Here is a 15450-nt window from a genome sequence, read left to right on the forward strand (position 1 = left end):
GAACGATACCTAAAAGGCGGGTCAATTCTCGGTGGAAACGCCGGGTCAGCTCTCAGTGGAAATCAACAGCCCCTTATTAAATTGCCGTCTCTCTGGTCATCCGCAGCATCGCCGAAATGCCCAACTTCGTCAGAGTTTGCGTGCACCGAGGATGCAATCAAAAAGTGTTCCAGATCGTTTCTGAAATGTCGAATGAAGAAGCCGACGGCAGATTCTTCCACGCCCGGCTTATATTGGGCGTCCTTTTCAAAAAAACCGAGGAAGCGAGCTGATGCTCCATATCCCGCGAGATTGACTGATTGCAGTAGCAACTGAAGGGTATTGCTCATTTTAAATGCTAGCCGCTTGGGCGGTCTTGGCGGATGGCGTCGAGCCGACGATCCCTGTACCACCATTCCACGGACGGCATCTCGTTTTTTAGTCGACTCAATAAGCGCCAGCCTTCATCATAGAACTGATCCTCTTCTTCCTTTGAGGAAAAGGAAATGTCGATTTGAAAATTTGGCTGATCAAGTTTGTAAATTGAATCAAACCAATCCGACCATTGATTTACAGCCTCCGCAAGCGTCTGTGAAATTGGCAGCGTAGAGGGATCAATATTATCGAGCGTATCCACGTCCCAGATTGCCCAACATTGGACTTCGGCCATCAATTTCAGACTCTTATGGAGTAGAGTAGTAGCTTCACTGGTTGTCATTTGAAATTCGCTCCGACAATGAACCCGTTGTTTCCAACCGTGATCGCCAGCCGGTAAATCTGACCACGGTAATCAAATTCATAGATCGGACGCCCTGCTCCTCGCCCTTGATAGCCGACGACATTGTTTTGTTGAAGAGCCGCAAATAGGATGGTTGGAATTTCGAGTTCGGAAAAGCCACGCTGAGCAAATTCGGCACCATGCTCGCCGACGATATGACGAAGACCCGCAGTTGAACTGCCGGTTTCGAGCCAAATCGTCTTACCATTTACCCTTTGTATCTCAATTACACTTTGTGGGGCAACCTTGGCACCCTTTCCAATTAATTCGTCAATAAGCCGGGTCCTGGTTGTACCGGCGCTCTCAGTGGCGAGTGCCTCGCGTTCGGCCACTCTCTGCTTAACGGCGAATGGACCGCCTATTCCGGCGAAAACGCCATTGAATATCTCCCACGGCAGCATCGCCTGATCGACGTTGGCATTTGCGTTGCGTATGCCACTGATAAGCTCTGTCTGCCGTATGAGGCTGTCAACGATGCTGATCTGGGTACCATGCTCGCTGTTGTACACAGCAGATGCGAGAACGTAGAACCCAACGATTTGAGAAAAGGTCTCAGAGTTGATCGACGTATCGCGATAGACATCACCACTTGCATGGAAATAGGTCTGATTACAGCCAGCGCAGAGTCCGGGAATGGAACCTTTCGGCGCGATGCTGTCGAGAAAGGCAGATGCTGCATCGTTCTGCGGCAAGTTTGCTGCCGAGATGTCCACCTGCTTGAGCGCCTGGTTCGTCAGTTCGCCGATCGCAATGTTGATCGAGGCGCCGGAGCAAGTATCAACACTGGTGCAATATCCTTGCTGGACCGCATAGCGGGCGGCGTTAGCACCAATGAGCCTGGCCTCCTCAATGTGAAGCTGTCGGTTGAAAGTCTCGGCGTCGAGCGCAGTGGAGGCCCCTTGGTTTCCGCCAACTGCGGCGCCGACGAGAACCGCCGCCCATTGGCCGAGCGCATTGCGCTCCTCCTGCGTCAGGTTCGGATTGTCCATCAGCGCCTTGCCGATGACTGCGCCAAGCAGCTCTTGGGTGCCGCCGGCGAAGGCGCCGAGGCCTATACTTCCACCGGAGACCACCGCAGTGAGAGCGCCGGCCGCCGCATGCAAGGCAATCTTCTCGGGACTTCCGTCGGCAAAGCCCAGCTTCTGGGAGATCTCGCCGATCGCCATGTTCAGAAGTTGCGAAACGGCTGCGGCACTTGCCTGGCGGCGCTTGAGCGTTTCGATGTCATAAAAATCGGCCTGCGTGTTCGCTTTGGAGAGATCCGTGTTGAGGCTGGCGAGATCCTGCTTTTGGTCGCTGAGCGTCAGCTTGCCTGGCGACAGGGTTGCAAGCGCCTTGCCATGATCCTCCTGCCTCGCGGGCGTATCGACCACAGGCAGCGGGATACCGCTTGGGCTGAGGACGATCCCATACCCCGAAGTGGAGGCGCTCGACACGTTCTCGATGTTGGAATAGGTCAGCGCCTTGGCGCTCAACTCGTTGTTCTGAGGATCGGCGGTCGAGGCGATGACGCCGCCTTTGAGGTCGACAGTGCCGCCAGCAGCCACATGGTAACCGCCATCCCCCGCAATGATCCCGCTCTGCTCGGAGACATTGGCGAAATCGCCCTTGACTTTCCCCGTGCTAGCGCCGCCGGACAGTGCGCCGGCGGGCGACAGCCCGATCGATGCACCGGCCGTTGTTTCCCTATAGGCGGACGTGTCTTGCTGACTGACGATATTGAGGTTGCCGCCCACATTCGCAATGACGGTGTTGCCTGCGACGACAGCACCTTTGAGCGTCGTGTCATTGCCCGAGTTCAGGGCGACGGCGCCGGTGCCCATGACGTGGCTGTTCAGTTGCGTAACACCGGTTTCGCCGACTTTGCCCATCCCCACGCTGGCGCTGCCGGTCAGACCAATTCCGCCTCCGTTGGGGCCGCCGATTTCCGCGCCGACGCCAATGCTAGCGCCCGCCGACGTGCTTTTGCTCGAACTCTCGTTTGTCGCCTGCGCACTCTCCAACACGATGTCGTGGCCTGCCGACAGCAGAACATTGCCGGTGTTCGCATCGCCCGACACCGTGGGATTGCCGTTTGCATCGTAGCCAGCCGCGATCTGCGCGCCATGGCTGGTGAGGTCGCCGGATGTCGCCTCTATCGCTACCGCCCCGCCGGCCCGCACCGACGTGACGACGGGCGAAGAACTGGAAGCGGCATTTTCGTACTTTTGATAATTAAAGCCTGCCGTCAGCGACATAGAAGCGAGACTGCTGTCACCCTTCGAGATGCTGTCGAGCGTCTTATAGGCATTGATCGCCGCGAGTGCGGCCGGCGCCGCAGTGTAAAGGCCAGCATTGTCGCCGAGACCTCTTGCCGCCGATTGCACGCTCTCGGCTGCACTAACGAGTCCCGACGAAACCGAGAGAGTGATGCCGGCGAAGAACTCCTCATGCAAGTGCTCGTAGTTCGTCTGGTCCTGAGCCGAGAGCAGGTTGACATCCCGATCAGCCAAGATGGCAACATCATGTTCTGCCGAGACTTGAGCGGCCTGGAGGTTGGCGTCTCGCCCGGCTGATATCGTCAGATCACGGCCGGCAGAGAGGGTCGAGACGGCATTGGTCGCCGAAGATTGTGCAGTCTGATCGACCGACTTCCCATAGCCGATGCCAATTGAGGCGCCGCCATTGCCGGAACTGAATGCGATGCCAAAGCCGGAGCGCTTTTCCTTCTCTTCAGCAGAAGCGGTTTCCGCACCCGGTGTAATGTTGATGTCACGGGCGGCATCGAGGACAAGGTCCTGCTTGGCACTAATGCTTGAACCGAGGATGTTGACGTCGGTCTCGCGCGATTTGAGCGTCACATCCGTTCCGGCTGACAGCACCGACGCGACGTTGAGTTCCGAGGCTTGTTTGCCGCTCTTCTGTTCCTTGCCCCAGAGAGATATGAAGCCGTCGCCGGAGCCAACGAAGAGACCGGATTTCTTGCGCGTGATCTCAAGCTCATGCTGTTCGGCCGCACCGATGACAGAGACGCTGTCGCCCTCGATGGAAATTGAGCCGTCCGCATCGGCCTTGGAGCCTGCGATCACCGCTGCACCGGCGGCATTCAGGTTGATATTGCCGGATGCTCCGAGTTCGGAGGCGACGGTCGTCTCGTCATAGCTCTTGTAGCTGGACGAGCCCTTGGACAGGAAGCTGCTGCGCGAGCCCTTGTCGTCCTTGGCGCTGGTGTCCTTGCCGGATGCGATGACGAGGTCGCCCGTGGCGGTAATGTTCAAGTCGGCGGGGCCGGCCTCACTACCGGCTTCGACCCTTGAGGCGGAGATAACCGTGTCCTTGCCCGAGGTAATGTCGACACCGGCACCGCCCGTGATGGCGGAGCCGACGGCTGTCGTCGTTTCCAGATGGGTGGTCGTCTTCTCGCTCTTGCCGAGGAACCCGCCCTTGGTGCTGAGCTTGGTGTCGAGGGTCGCGGTGTCGGTGGCTTCGGCGATCGTCACGTTGCCGTCGGCCTTGAGAGCCACCTTGCCGTCGGCGTCAAGTCTGCTGCCGACGATATTGAGGTCGTGATCGCCGCTGCCGTTGCCTGCGGTCACCGAGAGATCGCCGCCGGCCGATATCTCCGAGCCGACATGGGTGATCGACGAGGCGGACTTCTTGCCGAAGGTGGACGCGGAATGCTCCTGCGCGGCCGTGACGTTGATATCGTCGCCGGCGCTGAGCGCGACATTTCCGCCGGCGTTGACGGAGGAGCCGGAGAGCAGGACGTCGTCGCCTGCCTTGATGGTCGCATTCGTGCCGGCGGAAAGCTGCGATTGCTGCTGGTCGGTGGAAAGCGTCCTGGTGTAGCCGGACTGGTTGTTGCGGGCGACATCGGTCGACACCACGGCCACCGAGCCGTTGTCGGCGGTCACATCGAGCGTCGTGCCCGCCTTGGCGGAGCTGCCGATGACGTTGACATTGTCGGTGGCCTTGATCGTCAGGGCCTTGCCGCTGGCGACCTGGCTGCCGGTGGCGTTCTGTTGGCCTGCATTGTCGACCTTGACGGCATCCAGAGTTACATTCTTGCCGGTGAGCGAGGCGTTGTCTGTGGCATTGACGACAGCACCTTTTAGCGTCAGGTCGGCTGCGGCGGCAAGGTTCGCATTGCCACCGGCGGTCACCGCGGCATTAGGATTGACCATCGCCTGGCCGCCGAGATCCATGGATTGCGCACTCAGGGTCAGCGCGCCGGAGGATGACAGCGACACGTCTTTGCCGGCCTTGAAGCTGCCGCCGTTCGACGAAATCGAGGTGCCGGACACGGAAAGGTCATTGGAGGCGACCATGGCGCCGGAATTGTTGATCTGGCCGCCCCCAACGGTGACCGATGAGGCCGACATCAGGGCGCCGGAGGCCGTCAGTTGCGCCGTTGCCGTGCTCGGAAGATAGACGACCGGCGCCCACACCTCGATGCCATTGACCACCTGCTTCTGATAGAGCACGACCGGCTTGGTCAGCGCGGCGACCGCTTCGGGGGTGAGCGCCTGGCCGAGCTGCAGATGATTGTCGCTGGCGTATTTGATGCCATTATCCAGCAGCGTCTTGACCTGCTCGGTGGCATCGCTGCCGGGGATGAAGGAGCCCGGTCCCAGGCCCTGGCCGGCAAGCTGCTGGATCTGCTTTGCGATCAACTGGTTTTCGAAATAGGCGTCGCCAAGGAAGGGAACCGTCGTGTCAGGCTGATAGCCAATGCGGTTCATGAAATAGCTGGAGCCGTAGAGGGTGCCGACATCGAGGAATTTGGCGCGCGATTCGAACAGGAAGGTCTGTCCCGGGATCGGGTCGCCGACACCACCCGATTGCGGATCGATCGGGGGCGCTAGGGCAGCGCCGCCGAGCCCCGAATTGACGTTGAACAGTGCACCGCCGGCCGTCAGCCCGGAGAGCGCCGAGAGCGGATTGCCGGGATTGCTTGCGGCGGCCACGCTGGCGCCGCCGGCCATCGAGCCGGCCGCCGACGTATTGTTGACGCTGCTGTAATTGACAGAGAGGGCGCCGCCGGCCTTGATATTGGCCGATACGCCGCCGATCGCCTGGACGGAGCTGACGATCGTCGAGCCGTTGGCGATGTTCTTCGAGGGATTGGCAGTGCCGTTGGCATTATAGGCCGTGCAGGCGCCCTGGGCGTGGCAGGTCGTCGTCGTCGTGCGAAACAGGCTGACGCCGGTATTATCAAGCGTCGAGCCCTTCAGCGTCGCGCTGCCACCGGCCTCGATCGAGCTGTAGGAATTGGTGAGATTGGTAGCGTCGATGTTGAGGTTGCGGCTCGCCCGGATCGTCGCTTCCGGGCTGAGCGTGCCGACCAACCGGTCTTCGTAGACCGACTGGCTGAGGTTTGACGACCAGTCCCATGAATAGGTGGTGCTTTCGTCAGAGCCGCTGAAATTCACCTCGTCGACGATGAAATAGCGCGACGGATCGTTGGGATCGACAACGGGATTGCCGTTCGCATCCCTCGGTACGCGGGCTCTGATCCAGTCGATGATCGGCGTGACCTTCTCCGGCCCGTCGGCCGAGATCCAGGTCCACGCGCGGTAGGTGGTACCGTCGGCAAGCGTCGCCTTCGACCAGAGCAGCGGCTGATAATCCTGCCACAACCCCGGATCGACGCCAGCATAGAGCTGGAACATGTTCTGATCCGCGGTCTCGAGATAGCCGAAAGGCAGGCCGGCGGCGACGGGGTTGAGCGTGAAGCCGCTGACGACGCCCGAGGAAACCAGCGTCCCGGTCGTCCATTGCGGAGTGGCGGCCCGCTGGTTGGTCAGATTGCTGGTCAGGATGGACATGTCGTTTCCGGCCTGGATCAGACCGGAAACATTGGTGACTTCAGCATTTCTCTGTAACGCCGTCACCCCGGCAATCGTAAGATCCTTGCCTGATATGATGGCGCCCTGGTCGTTCGTAAGGACCCCGCCGATGAACAGACGGGCATCATTGCGGGCATAGGCAAGGCCGGTGGCGTTGTTGGTCAGATCGCCGGAAATGTTGACGGTGAGATCGTGGCCGGCGGCCAATTGCCCGGCATTGGTCAGCGACGGCAGGGTCAGCGTCAGGTCGTGATCGGCGAGCAGCGCCGTGCTGGCCGAGGTGGAGAGGCTAGAGGCGTTGATGGCGATGTCGCCCGAACCGCCGGCATTGGTGACGGCATTGATCCTGGCACCGCTGAGATCGGCGGTGCCGGAGAGATTGAGGGCGAGGCCGCCGAGAGTGATGCTGCTGTTGGCGAGGTTGGCGCTGGCGGCATTGAGCGTCAGCGTACCGCCGGCGGCGAGGTTGCTCGCCCTGCCATTGGAGAGGTCGATATTGGTGGCGGTGAGCGTCAGGTTGCCGGCAGTGCTGGTGGGATTGCCGTAGCTGATCTGGCCGGAGGCGGAGAGATCGGCGTCGCCGAGGCTCCGCAGCTTGCTATAGGCGAGATTCTGGCTGGCATCGGCCGAAAGATCCCCGCTGCTCACCAGCGCATTGGAAACGGTGATCGAACCATTCGTGGCGGTAAGGCTCATATCGCCCGCCGGCTGCAGCACCAGTGCGGCATTGGCGGATTGGGCGGTGGCGGTGAGATCGACGCCGGAGGCGATCGTGGCGGCTGCAATCGAACGGCCTGAAGCCGTGACGTTGCCCTCAGCCAGGACATCACCCGATATGGCAACGTCGGCGCCGGCCGACAGCGTGAGATTGTTGCCGCTGACAAGCGAGGCGGCGGCGATCGCGCCTGAAGTCGCAGTAACGGAAAGAGAGCCTGTGCTCTTCACCGAACCTGCAATCTGGATACCGCCCAAGGTGGCGGACAGGATGAGCGCATTGCCCGCCACGACGCTGCCGGCGGCGATACCGGCAGACGACGTTATCTGGACGTTGGCGGCGCTGTTCACCTCGCCTGCGACACTCAAGAGGCCGCTGCTGCCGGACAACAGGATGTCATCATCGGCGGCGACCGTATCGAGGGTGATGCCCTGGTCCGCCTGAACGGTGACCTTTGCCTTCGACGTGACCTTGGCAGCCGTCACCTTCGCCTTCGAGGAGATCGAAACGCCCTGCTGGCCGGAGACATTGCCGAGCGAGATCTTGCCGTCGGCAGACAGGAACAGCTCGCCGGCATTGGCGGCCATGTCGCCGCGCATGCGCACGCCGGCGCCCTTTTCGGTGACGACGATCTTGATGCGGTCGGCCTGCATGGCGCCGAGCGCCGAACCGTCGATCGCATATTCCGGCGTGCCTGATGTGGCGGCAAGCGCCGTGGCGTTGCCGGTGGCATAGTCGAACTGATTGCGGCCGGCCGTGACGCGAAGATCCTTGCCGTAGACCGGGCCGTTGACGGTGACTGAACGCGAAACGATATCGAAGAGATCCACAGCGCCAGGGCCGGCGGCGAAGTTGCCGCCATTCGGTCCGATGGTGACATCGCCGCCGTTGACCGTGAATCCTTTCAGCGCGCCGTCCGCGCCGATATCGGGGACGCCTGTCGTCAGCGTCGCATGCGGCGTGTTGATGAAGCCGCAGCCGTCGCAAGTGATGCCGTTCGGGTTGGCGATGACGACATCGGCGCGCCCGCCGAACACCTCGATCGCGCCGTTCAATGCCGAGCGGTTGCCGCTGGTGACTTCGTTGAGGATGACCGATGCCGGCCCGGATGTATTGAGATTGGCATTGCCGGGCGTGACGCCGCCGAGATTGGAGTTGCCGATCTCGCCCTTGAAGTTGCTGAGGATCAGCCCCGGCGTGCTGACGTTGAAATTGTCGTATTTGTTATGCGACAGGCCCTGGCTGTTCGGCGCGACGATGTCGATCAGCGGCACGCCATTCGGCGCCGTGCCGATGGCCGGCTGGTTGGCCGCCGGCGCCGTGGTGCTTGCCGAAACCGACTGGGCGTTGGCAAGCATCGGCTGAAAGACCAGCAGCGCGCTGAGCACGATCGCAAGCGAGCGATTGGCAAATGTGCCGAGCCGGGAGGCAAGGCTTCCTGCATTCGAACCAAGATCGGTTTTCTCACGCATCGTTTTGTCTTTCCAAACGCACAACTGGTTTTGTCTCGACATCATGGCCCGGCGCTGCCTTGACTGCGGCGGTGCCGGGCTCATCGCGGTGCTTACTTCTGGGTGAGCCAGGTCTTCACATTCCGGGTGAAGGACTTGGACAGGCGCTGTGCCATGATGTCGGGCGCCCCCGAGGTCGTTGCCGCATTGATGGCGACAGCAACGATCACGCCGTAGCCACTCCCGCGCATGGAGAGGTCTTCGCCATGGATATTTTGCGCTTCGGCGATCAATTGCCCTGTCTTGGCGTCCTCCAGCCGGACGGTCCCATCGATCATGCTGTCATGGCCGCCGATAATCCGGGCCTGTTTGGTGGTGACATCGAAGACGTGCAGCGTGACGACCAACCTGCCGCGCGTGGGGCCGCCAGGCACGCCGATCAGTTCCTTCGCCATCGTGGCCTGAAGTGTGCGAACCGCCTCCTGGACCTGCTGGTCCGGCTTGTCGCCGAAACCGAATGTCTTGACGTCGGGGGCCAGCTCGATCCGAATCTCGCGCACCGATGTCCGCTGAAGGGCGGCGATCAGCCGGGGGTCTATCCTCGTGGTGACGCAGGAGGCCAACGTCGCCGCCAGCAGGAGAAGGGTTAGAAAACGCATGATACGCATAACAACTCCAGGATTCTCTAGTTCGATTGGTCTGCAGGGTTCAGTTCCGGCTGCCCGACGAGGAGGCAGGCTTCGGCTTGCTGTCGAGATGTTTGTAGAGCTCGGTCAGCTGCGACTTCGGCGCCGGGCATCCCTTCGATTTGGCGATGCTGGTCAGGACATTGTTCCTGTTGCGCAATGCATCGATCTCGACCTTCTCGGGCGATTTCGGGTCCATGAAAAACAGCGCCGGCAGGAACAGCAGCACACCGGTCGCCCCAAGGACGATGTTCTTGCCTTGCGCATCGGTCCGCTCCTTCACCGTCGACGAGATCTGCCGCTCGTTGGCCTCGAATTCACGGGTGATGCCGGCGCAATCGAAGGCGCTGTCGGACGGGTTGGTCGAAGCGACCGGACGTGCCTCTCGGCCGGCACAGCCGGCAAGAGCCAGAGAAAAGGCAAGGATCAGCGCCGTCGATCTTGGAAGGATTTAGGCGGGCTTGTTTGTCGAAATGCTGCGGGTGGTCATTGTCCTGCTTTCGTTACCAATGAGCGGATGCGCTGAAATAAAAGAGCCCGCCGTCGACATCGTCGAGGCTGCTTGCAACAATGTCGGAATAGCCGAGGTCGGCGCTGATATTGCCGCCGACGGTCCTGATGCCGGCCGTCCAGCTGGCGAGATCGCCGCCTGTCATGTCGAAGCGTTTTTGCGCATAGACATGGCCGTAGTCGAAGCCGAGATAGGGGCGCAGCTCACCGAATGCCTTCGCAGCCGCGCCGCCATTTTGGTTGGACCCCGTTCTCCAGACGATCTCGTTGTGGCTGAACGCGCCGTTATTGCCGAACAGCACGCTTTCGCGGGTGCCGCGGACATTGCCGTAACCGCCGAGCGAGATCTGTTCGGCGCCAAGGAGATTGTCGGGCGAATATTGACCTGTGATGAGCGAGGTCAGTTCAAACTGCCGGCCGCCGGCCTGGAACGGCTGCGTCACACTGATCGTGGCGTTGAATTTCGAAAATCGCGGATCGGCATTACCGGCGCCGGGATCCCCCGGGTCCACCGCATCGAACAGGCCGAGCCCCTTGTCATAGCTGGCGTCGAACATCCAGATGCCGCCGAACATGCGGCGGGAATGGGAAATGCCGATATCGCCGACCGTATAGCGGCGGCTGCCGACCTCGATCAGATTGCCGAGCAGGAAATTGTTGGTCTGTTTGTAGGTCAGGCCGCTGCGGACGGTGGTGATCGAATCCTTGTCGCGGAAGACGACGCGATCGATGCCGAGACCCGCCTGCCCCGAATTGCCCGAGGTTTCGAGCGTGCTGAAGTTTCCTTCGACGGCACTTTCATACTGGTACCAGGAGCCGTTCAGCGAAACGGTGGAGTAACCGTAGGGCACGCTGACGCTGCCGGAATAGCTGTTGCCAAAACCTTTTCCGTCGTCGCTCCACGGATAGTCCGGGCCGCTATGCTCGTAGGAGAAGTTCCACTGATCGTTGATATCGAGCAGATCGTCGAAGCCGAGCGATGCCGAACTCCGGGAAAAGCCGGTGCTTTCCTGCCCCATATTGTTGTTGCCGAAGGAAACGTGCCAGGGCCGCCCCTGACGGTTTTCGATGTTGAGGATGGAGGTTCCGTCCTTCGGACCGGGCAGCATGGCCGACTTGGCATCGTTGAACTGCAGCCGGTTCATCTGGTCGAGCCCCTGCTCGATATCGCGGATATTGACCACCCGGCCGATCAGACCTGGAAAGGCTGTCGCCAGCGAAGCGTTGCCGGCAACTTTCTGGCCATTGAGATAGATGTCGGAGAGCGTGCCTTCGACGACGAGAAGGCGGAGGATCCTGGTCTTGCGGATATCCTGCTGCGGCACATAGGCCCGCGAGGTGACGTAGCCGTGATCGATATAGAGATGGGTGACCTCTCTGAGGACCGCATTGATCTCGGCAAGACCGATGCAGCGGTTGCCGTAGGGCGCCGTCACCTTGCCGATTTCCTGCGCCGAGAGAAGGTGCGTCCCATCGATCTCGACCCGGGTGATGTCGAAACAGGCGCCGTTCCCGCCGCCGGCGGGCACAGCGCCGTGCTCCGTCTCCGCGCCGCCGCCCGGGGTGGCGCGGCGAAGCGCATCCAGCCGCTGCGTCTGCGACTGCTCGTCCTGACGGCGGTTGAAATCATCGGCCGGCGTTTGTGCATAGGCTGGAACGATCGCCACTGCCAGGGCAGCGCCAGCAACCAGAAAGCATCGAATTTCTGTGGTCATGGGTGAAAATTCGGCTACTTCGCGGCGATGGACTGGAGTTCGTCGAGGGCCGGTTTCAGCCCTTTCAGCGAGAAACGGATATTGACGTCCTGGCCGTTCATCAGCCGCACCAGCCCTTCGGCACTCGCGCCCTTTTTCAGCGCCGCGGCCGTCTTGGCATCCAGCGCCAACTGCGCCCAGCATCCGGTCTGGTTGCAGTTGCGGTAATCGAGCCTGGCGACGGGCTTGCCGTCCGCCTTGATCGACAGACCGGAGGGCAGGAAGACGTTGAGCGGCAAGAGAGCGGTCAGCACCAGCGGCGGCTTGCCCTTGTCGGCCTTGCCCTGGGAGCCGGCCGGCGGTGCTGAAATCGCCAGCGTCAGGATATTGACCGGCTTGCCGTCTTTGGCGACTTGCGCGACCTGTGCGACCTCGCACGCCTCGGTGCCTTCAGCACCGGTGCAGCGATAATACCAGTCGTCGAATTTCTGTGATCTTATTGTCGGCGCCGGTTGGGCCGGCGCCTGCACCTGTTCTTGATCCGCTGAAACGGCAGACTGCGCAAAAGACGGATTGGCACATGCAATGGATATCAAAGCCGGGGCGATCATCCGGAGGCCCCGCTTCATGCCGCTTTTCGAAAAGTATCTCATTTAAAATGCAACTTCAGGAAGATTTTATTCACGTGGCCAGTCATATCGCTACAATCCGCACCCCGGTCAACCTTAACGTGTCAGCACGGTAAAGTTTGCGTTAGGTATTTACTTCGCGTTCTGGGAGATTCCGTCCAGTCTGCCGAGACCCCACTCTCGACGACATCGCCCGCCGATTCCAAAATTAGAATGAAACCGAGTGGCGAGGCATAGGAGACGACACGCAACTTACGCGAAGCTGGCCATCAGCTCGTTATCATTGAAAATCAGGCGCATAGGCGGACGGGATGAATAATTCCGCGCTATCGGAAATCCATAGGATTTTGCGGAAGATGAGCCGCACTCATTTTGAAGAAGAGACGTTCCCAGGCGCTGGGATCATTTCCAATACTGCGCGCAAATACAGAGATGTATTTTAGAAATTCATTGCACCACCGGTTGCTATTGTTGTTCTTTCGTAAAAAGAGAGCACAACCGAATGGCGAAACGGTAATGCCGGCGTTGCTCGGAATGGAATCCGCCGATAACATTCGGGAAAATCATGTTAGCCGCGAATCGGCGATGCTGATCCTTCCTCCCTCGTGAAAGGCCGAACTGCAAGGAACGGTTTCACGCGCGGCGCAGCCGCAGGACTGTCATTTTCGAGATGACATCCGCCCCGTTCTCTGCGAAAAAGGGCGTGATGAGAGACAGGGGCGTTCGTCGGAAGACGGGCTGAGAAGCACCCTTCGAACCTGAACCGGATAATGCCGGCGGAGGGAGTCGCTCGGGGTAGCGGTTTTGCCCGCACGAATTGCCCCGTGCCCGCCCCCGCCTGAAAGGGGCCACATGCAGACCATGACCACACCAGGAGCCATGCTGAAGGCGATGCGCGAGAAGCCGCCGCTCGTTCAGTGCATCACCAATTATGTCGCGATGAATGTCGCCGCCAATGTTCTCTTGGCCGCCGGCGCTTCGCCGGCCATGGTGCATGCGGCCGAGGAAGCCGGCGAATTCGCCGGTATTGCCAATGCGCTGACCATCAATATCGGCACGCTGTCGACGCAATGGATCGACGGCATGCGGGCGGCGGCGAAGGCGGCAACCTCCGCCGGCAAACCCTGGGTGCTCGATCCGGTCGCCCATTATGCCACGGCGTTCCGCCGCGATGCGGTCGCCAGTCTGCTGGCACTCAAGCCGTCGATCATCCGCGGCAACGCTTCGGAGATCATCGCCCTTGCCGGCGGCGAAAGCCGCGGCCAGGGCGTCGACAGCCGCGACCCGGTCGAGCAGGCCGAAGGTTCGGCGCGATGGCTGGCTGAGCGCCAGCAGGCAGTGGTTGCCGTGACCGGGCCTGTCGATTTTGTCACCGACGGGGCGCAGGCGGTGCGCATAACGGGCGGATCAGCCCTGATGCCGCAGGTCACAGCGCTGGGCTGCTCGCTCACCTGCCTTGTTGGCGCCTTTGCCGCGACCGCACCCAACAATCTATTCGGCGCGACAGTCGCAGCGCTTGCAACCTTCGCCATCGCCGGCGAGGAGGCAGCGCTCGGTGCGGCCGGGCCCGGCTCCTTCGCCTGGCGCTTCCTCGATGCGCTGCACGCGCTCGACGCCGAAACACTCGACGCCAGGGCAAGGATATCGGCCGCATGAAGCATTTCGATCTTTCTCTCTATCTCGTGCTCGATCCCGATCTCTGTGCCGGGATCGGCATGGTCGAGACCGCGCGCCTTGCCGTTGCCGGCGGCGCAACGATGGTGCAGTTGCGTGACAAACACGCCGGCACCGCCGCGATGATTGAGACCGGCCGCGCCTTGAAACAGGCGCTCGCCGGGACCGGCGCCCTGCTGATCGTCAACGACGATGTCGAGGCGGCAATCGCCATCGACGCCGATGGGTTGCATATCGGCCAGGAGGATATGAATGCGTTGACGGCGCGGGGGATGATCGGCCCCGAGATGATCCTCGGCCTGTCGGTCGAGACCGAAGCGCTTGCCGCTGCCGTCGATCCCAGCCTGGTCGATTATACCGGCGTCGGGCCGGTGTTTGCGACCCCGACCAAGGCCGACCACAAGCAGCCGATCGGCTTCGAAGGTCTGGCAAAGCTGGTGAACGCCTCGCCGGTGCCGTCGGTGGCGATCGGCGGCCTCAAGGTGGAGCATGTGGCGCAAGTGTTTGCCGCCGGCGCCAAGGGGCTTGCCGTCGTCTCAGCGATCGCAGGCACGCCGGACCCTGAAGCGGCCACGCGCCGCATCGCCGCAGAAATCCGGAAGGTCCGCCCATGATCTGCAACGTTTTGTCCATCGCCGGCTCCGACCCTTCGGGCGGCGCCGGCATCCAGGCCGATCTCAAGGCCTTTTCCGCCCGCGGCGTCTACGGCATGGCGGTGCTGACGGCGCTGACGGCGCAGAACACTCAGGGTGTCAGCGGTGTGCATCTGGTGCCGCCGCAATTCGTCGCCGACCAGATAAGCGCGGTTTTTGCCGATGTGCGCGTCGACGCCGTCAAGATCGGCATGATCGCCAATGCCGGCATCGCCGAGGCTGTCGCCGCAGCCCTTTCCGCTTCTCTGGCTGCAGCACCGGCCGACCGGCGCGCCATCCCTGTCGTCATCGACCCGGTGATGATTGCCAAGGGCGGCGCCGCCCTGCTCGCGCCCGAAGCGGTCGACGTGCTGACCCGCCGGCTGCTGCCGCTTGCCACCCTTCTGACCCCGAACCTGCCTGAGGCCGCCGCCCTGCTGCATCAGCCGGTCGCAACCGACCGCGCCGAGATGGCGGCGCAGGCCGAGCAGCTGCGTGCGCTCGGCCCCGCCGCGGTGCTGGTCAAGGGCGGCCATCTCGACAGCGACGAGAGTCCCGACGTGCTGGCCACCGCCGGCGGTCTGCACTGGTTCGAAGCTTTGCGCGTGCCGACCAAGAACACCCATGGCACCGGCTGCACGCTCTCCAGCGCACTGGCGGCCGAACTCGCCAAGGGCGCCCCGGTGCAGGAGGCGGTCGCCATCGCCAAGAACTATCTCGCCGCCGCGGTCGCCGCCGCCGGAAACCTCACCGTCGGCTCCGGCCACGGCCCGGTGCAGCATTTTCATGCGCTTTGGAAAGACCGCGACTGAGCCGACCTTCTTAACAGCTGCGCAAATACCATGACTGCGCTCAAGAACGGCCCGGCCTCCCC

Annotated in this window: 10 protein-coding genes and 1 riboswitch; of the genes, 3 read left to right on the plus strand and 7 right to left on the minus strand. The window is 61.5% G+C overall.

The genetic code is table 11. The annotated features are described in order from the left end of the window. Nucleotides 1-62: 62 nt before the first annotated feature. The 7 genes from ATY29_RS13495 to ATY29_RS13525 all read right to left on the minus strand — a co-directional run bounded on the left by ATY29_RS13495 (nucleotide 63) and on the right by ATY29_RS13525 (nucleotide 12294). On the minus strand, nucleotides 63-329 hold the full coding sequence (locus ATY29_RS13495) for a hypothetical protein (RefSeq protein WP_097536639.1): 267 nt from the start codon (nucleotides 327-329) through the stop codon (nucleotides 63-65). 8 nt (nucleotides 330-337) lie between these two features. Next, complete coding sequence (locus ATY29_RS13500) at nucleotides 338-697, minus strand: immunity protein CdiI family protein (protein WP_097536640.1); 360 nt, start codon at nucleotides 695-697, stop codon at nucleotides 338-340. Then, complete coding sequence (locus tag ATY29_RS13505; RefSeq protein WP_244597404.1) at nucleotides 694-8772, minus strand: hemagglutinin repeat-containing protein; 8079 nt, start codon at nucleotides 8770-8772, stop codon at nucleotides 694-696. The genes ATY29_RS13500 and ATY29_RS13505 overlap by 4 nt, the downstream gene beginning before the upstream one ends. Before the next feature lie 92 nt (nucleotides 8773-8864). Beyond that, the gene (locus ATY29_RS13510) at nucleotides 8865-9419 is read right to left on the minus strand and encodes a hypothetical protein (protein WP_097536641.1); all 555 of its coding nucleotides are present in this window, start codon (nucleotides 9417-9419) and stop codon (nucleotides 8865-8867) included. Between the two features lie 40 nt (nucleotides 9420-9459). Further along, nucleotides 9460-9888: a hypothetical protein gene (locus ATY29_RS13515; RefSeq protein ID WP_097536642.1), complete on the minus strand. Its 429-nt coding sequence runs from the start codon at nucleotides 9886-9888 to the stop codon at nucleotides 9460-9462. 52 nt (nucleotides 9889-9940) lie between these two features. After that, nucleotides 9941-11662 (minus strand): ShlB/FhaC/HecB family hemolysin secretion/activation protein, encoded by a 1722-nt coding sequence (locus ATY29_RS13520; RefSeq protein WP_097536643.1) that lies wholly within the window; start codon nucleotides 11660-11662, stop codon nucleotides 9941-9943. Nucleotides 11663-11676: 14 nt separating this feature from the next. Further along, nucleotides 11677-12294 (minus strand): invasion associated locus B family protein, encoded by a 618-nt coding sequence (locus tag ATY29_RS13525; RefSeq protein ID WP_097536644.1) that lies wholly within the window; start codon nucleotides 12292-12294, stop codon nucleotides 11677-11679. 681 nt (nucleotides 12295-12975) lie between these two features. Then, nucleotides 12976-13072: riboswitch (TPP riboswitch) on the plus strand. 50 nt (nucleotides 13073-13122) lie between these two features. Here ATY29_RS13525 and thiM point away from each other — a divergent pair. From thiM to thiD, 3 genes are read left to right on the plus strand one after another with little or no spacing between them, the layout of a single operon-like run. Continuing rightward, entirely contained in the window at nucleotides 13123-13926 is an 804-nt protein-coding gene (gene thiM / locus ATY29_RS13530) for a hydroxyethylthiazole kinase (RefSeq protein WP_097536645.1), read from the plus strand. Continuing rightward, a complete protein-coding gene (thiE, locus tag ATY29_RS13535; protein WP_003563932.1) occupies nucleotides 13923-14558 on the plus strand; it encodes a thiamine phosphate synthase in 636 nt (211 codons plus the stop codon). Before thiM ends, thiE begins: the two co-directional genes overlap by 4 nt. Continuing rightward, nucleotides 14555-15388 (plus strand): bifunctional hydroxymethylpyrimidine kinase/phosphomethylpyrimidine kinase, encoded by an 834-nt coding sequence (gene thiD, locus ATY29_RS13540; protein WP_097536646.1) that lies wholly within the window; start codon nucleotides 14555-14557, stop codon nucleotides 15386-15388. The genes thiE and thiD overlap by 4 nt, the downstream gene beginning before the upstream one ends. Nucleotides 15389-15450: the final 62 nt, after the last annotated feature.

The sequence above is a fragment of the Rhizobium hidalgonense genome, assembly GCF_002914525.1.
Classification (GTDB): Bacteria; Pseudomonadota; Alphaproteobacteria; order Rhizobiales; family Rhizobiaceae; genus Rhizobium; species Rhizobium hidalgonense.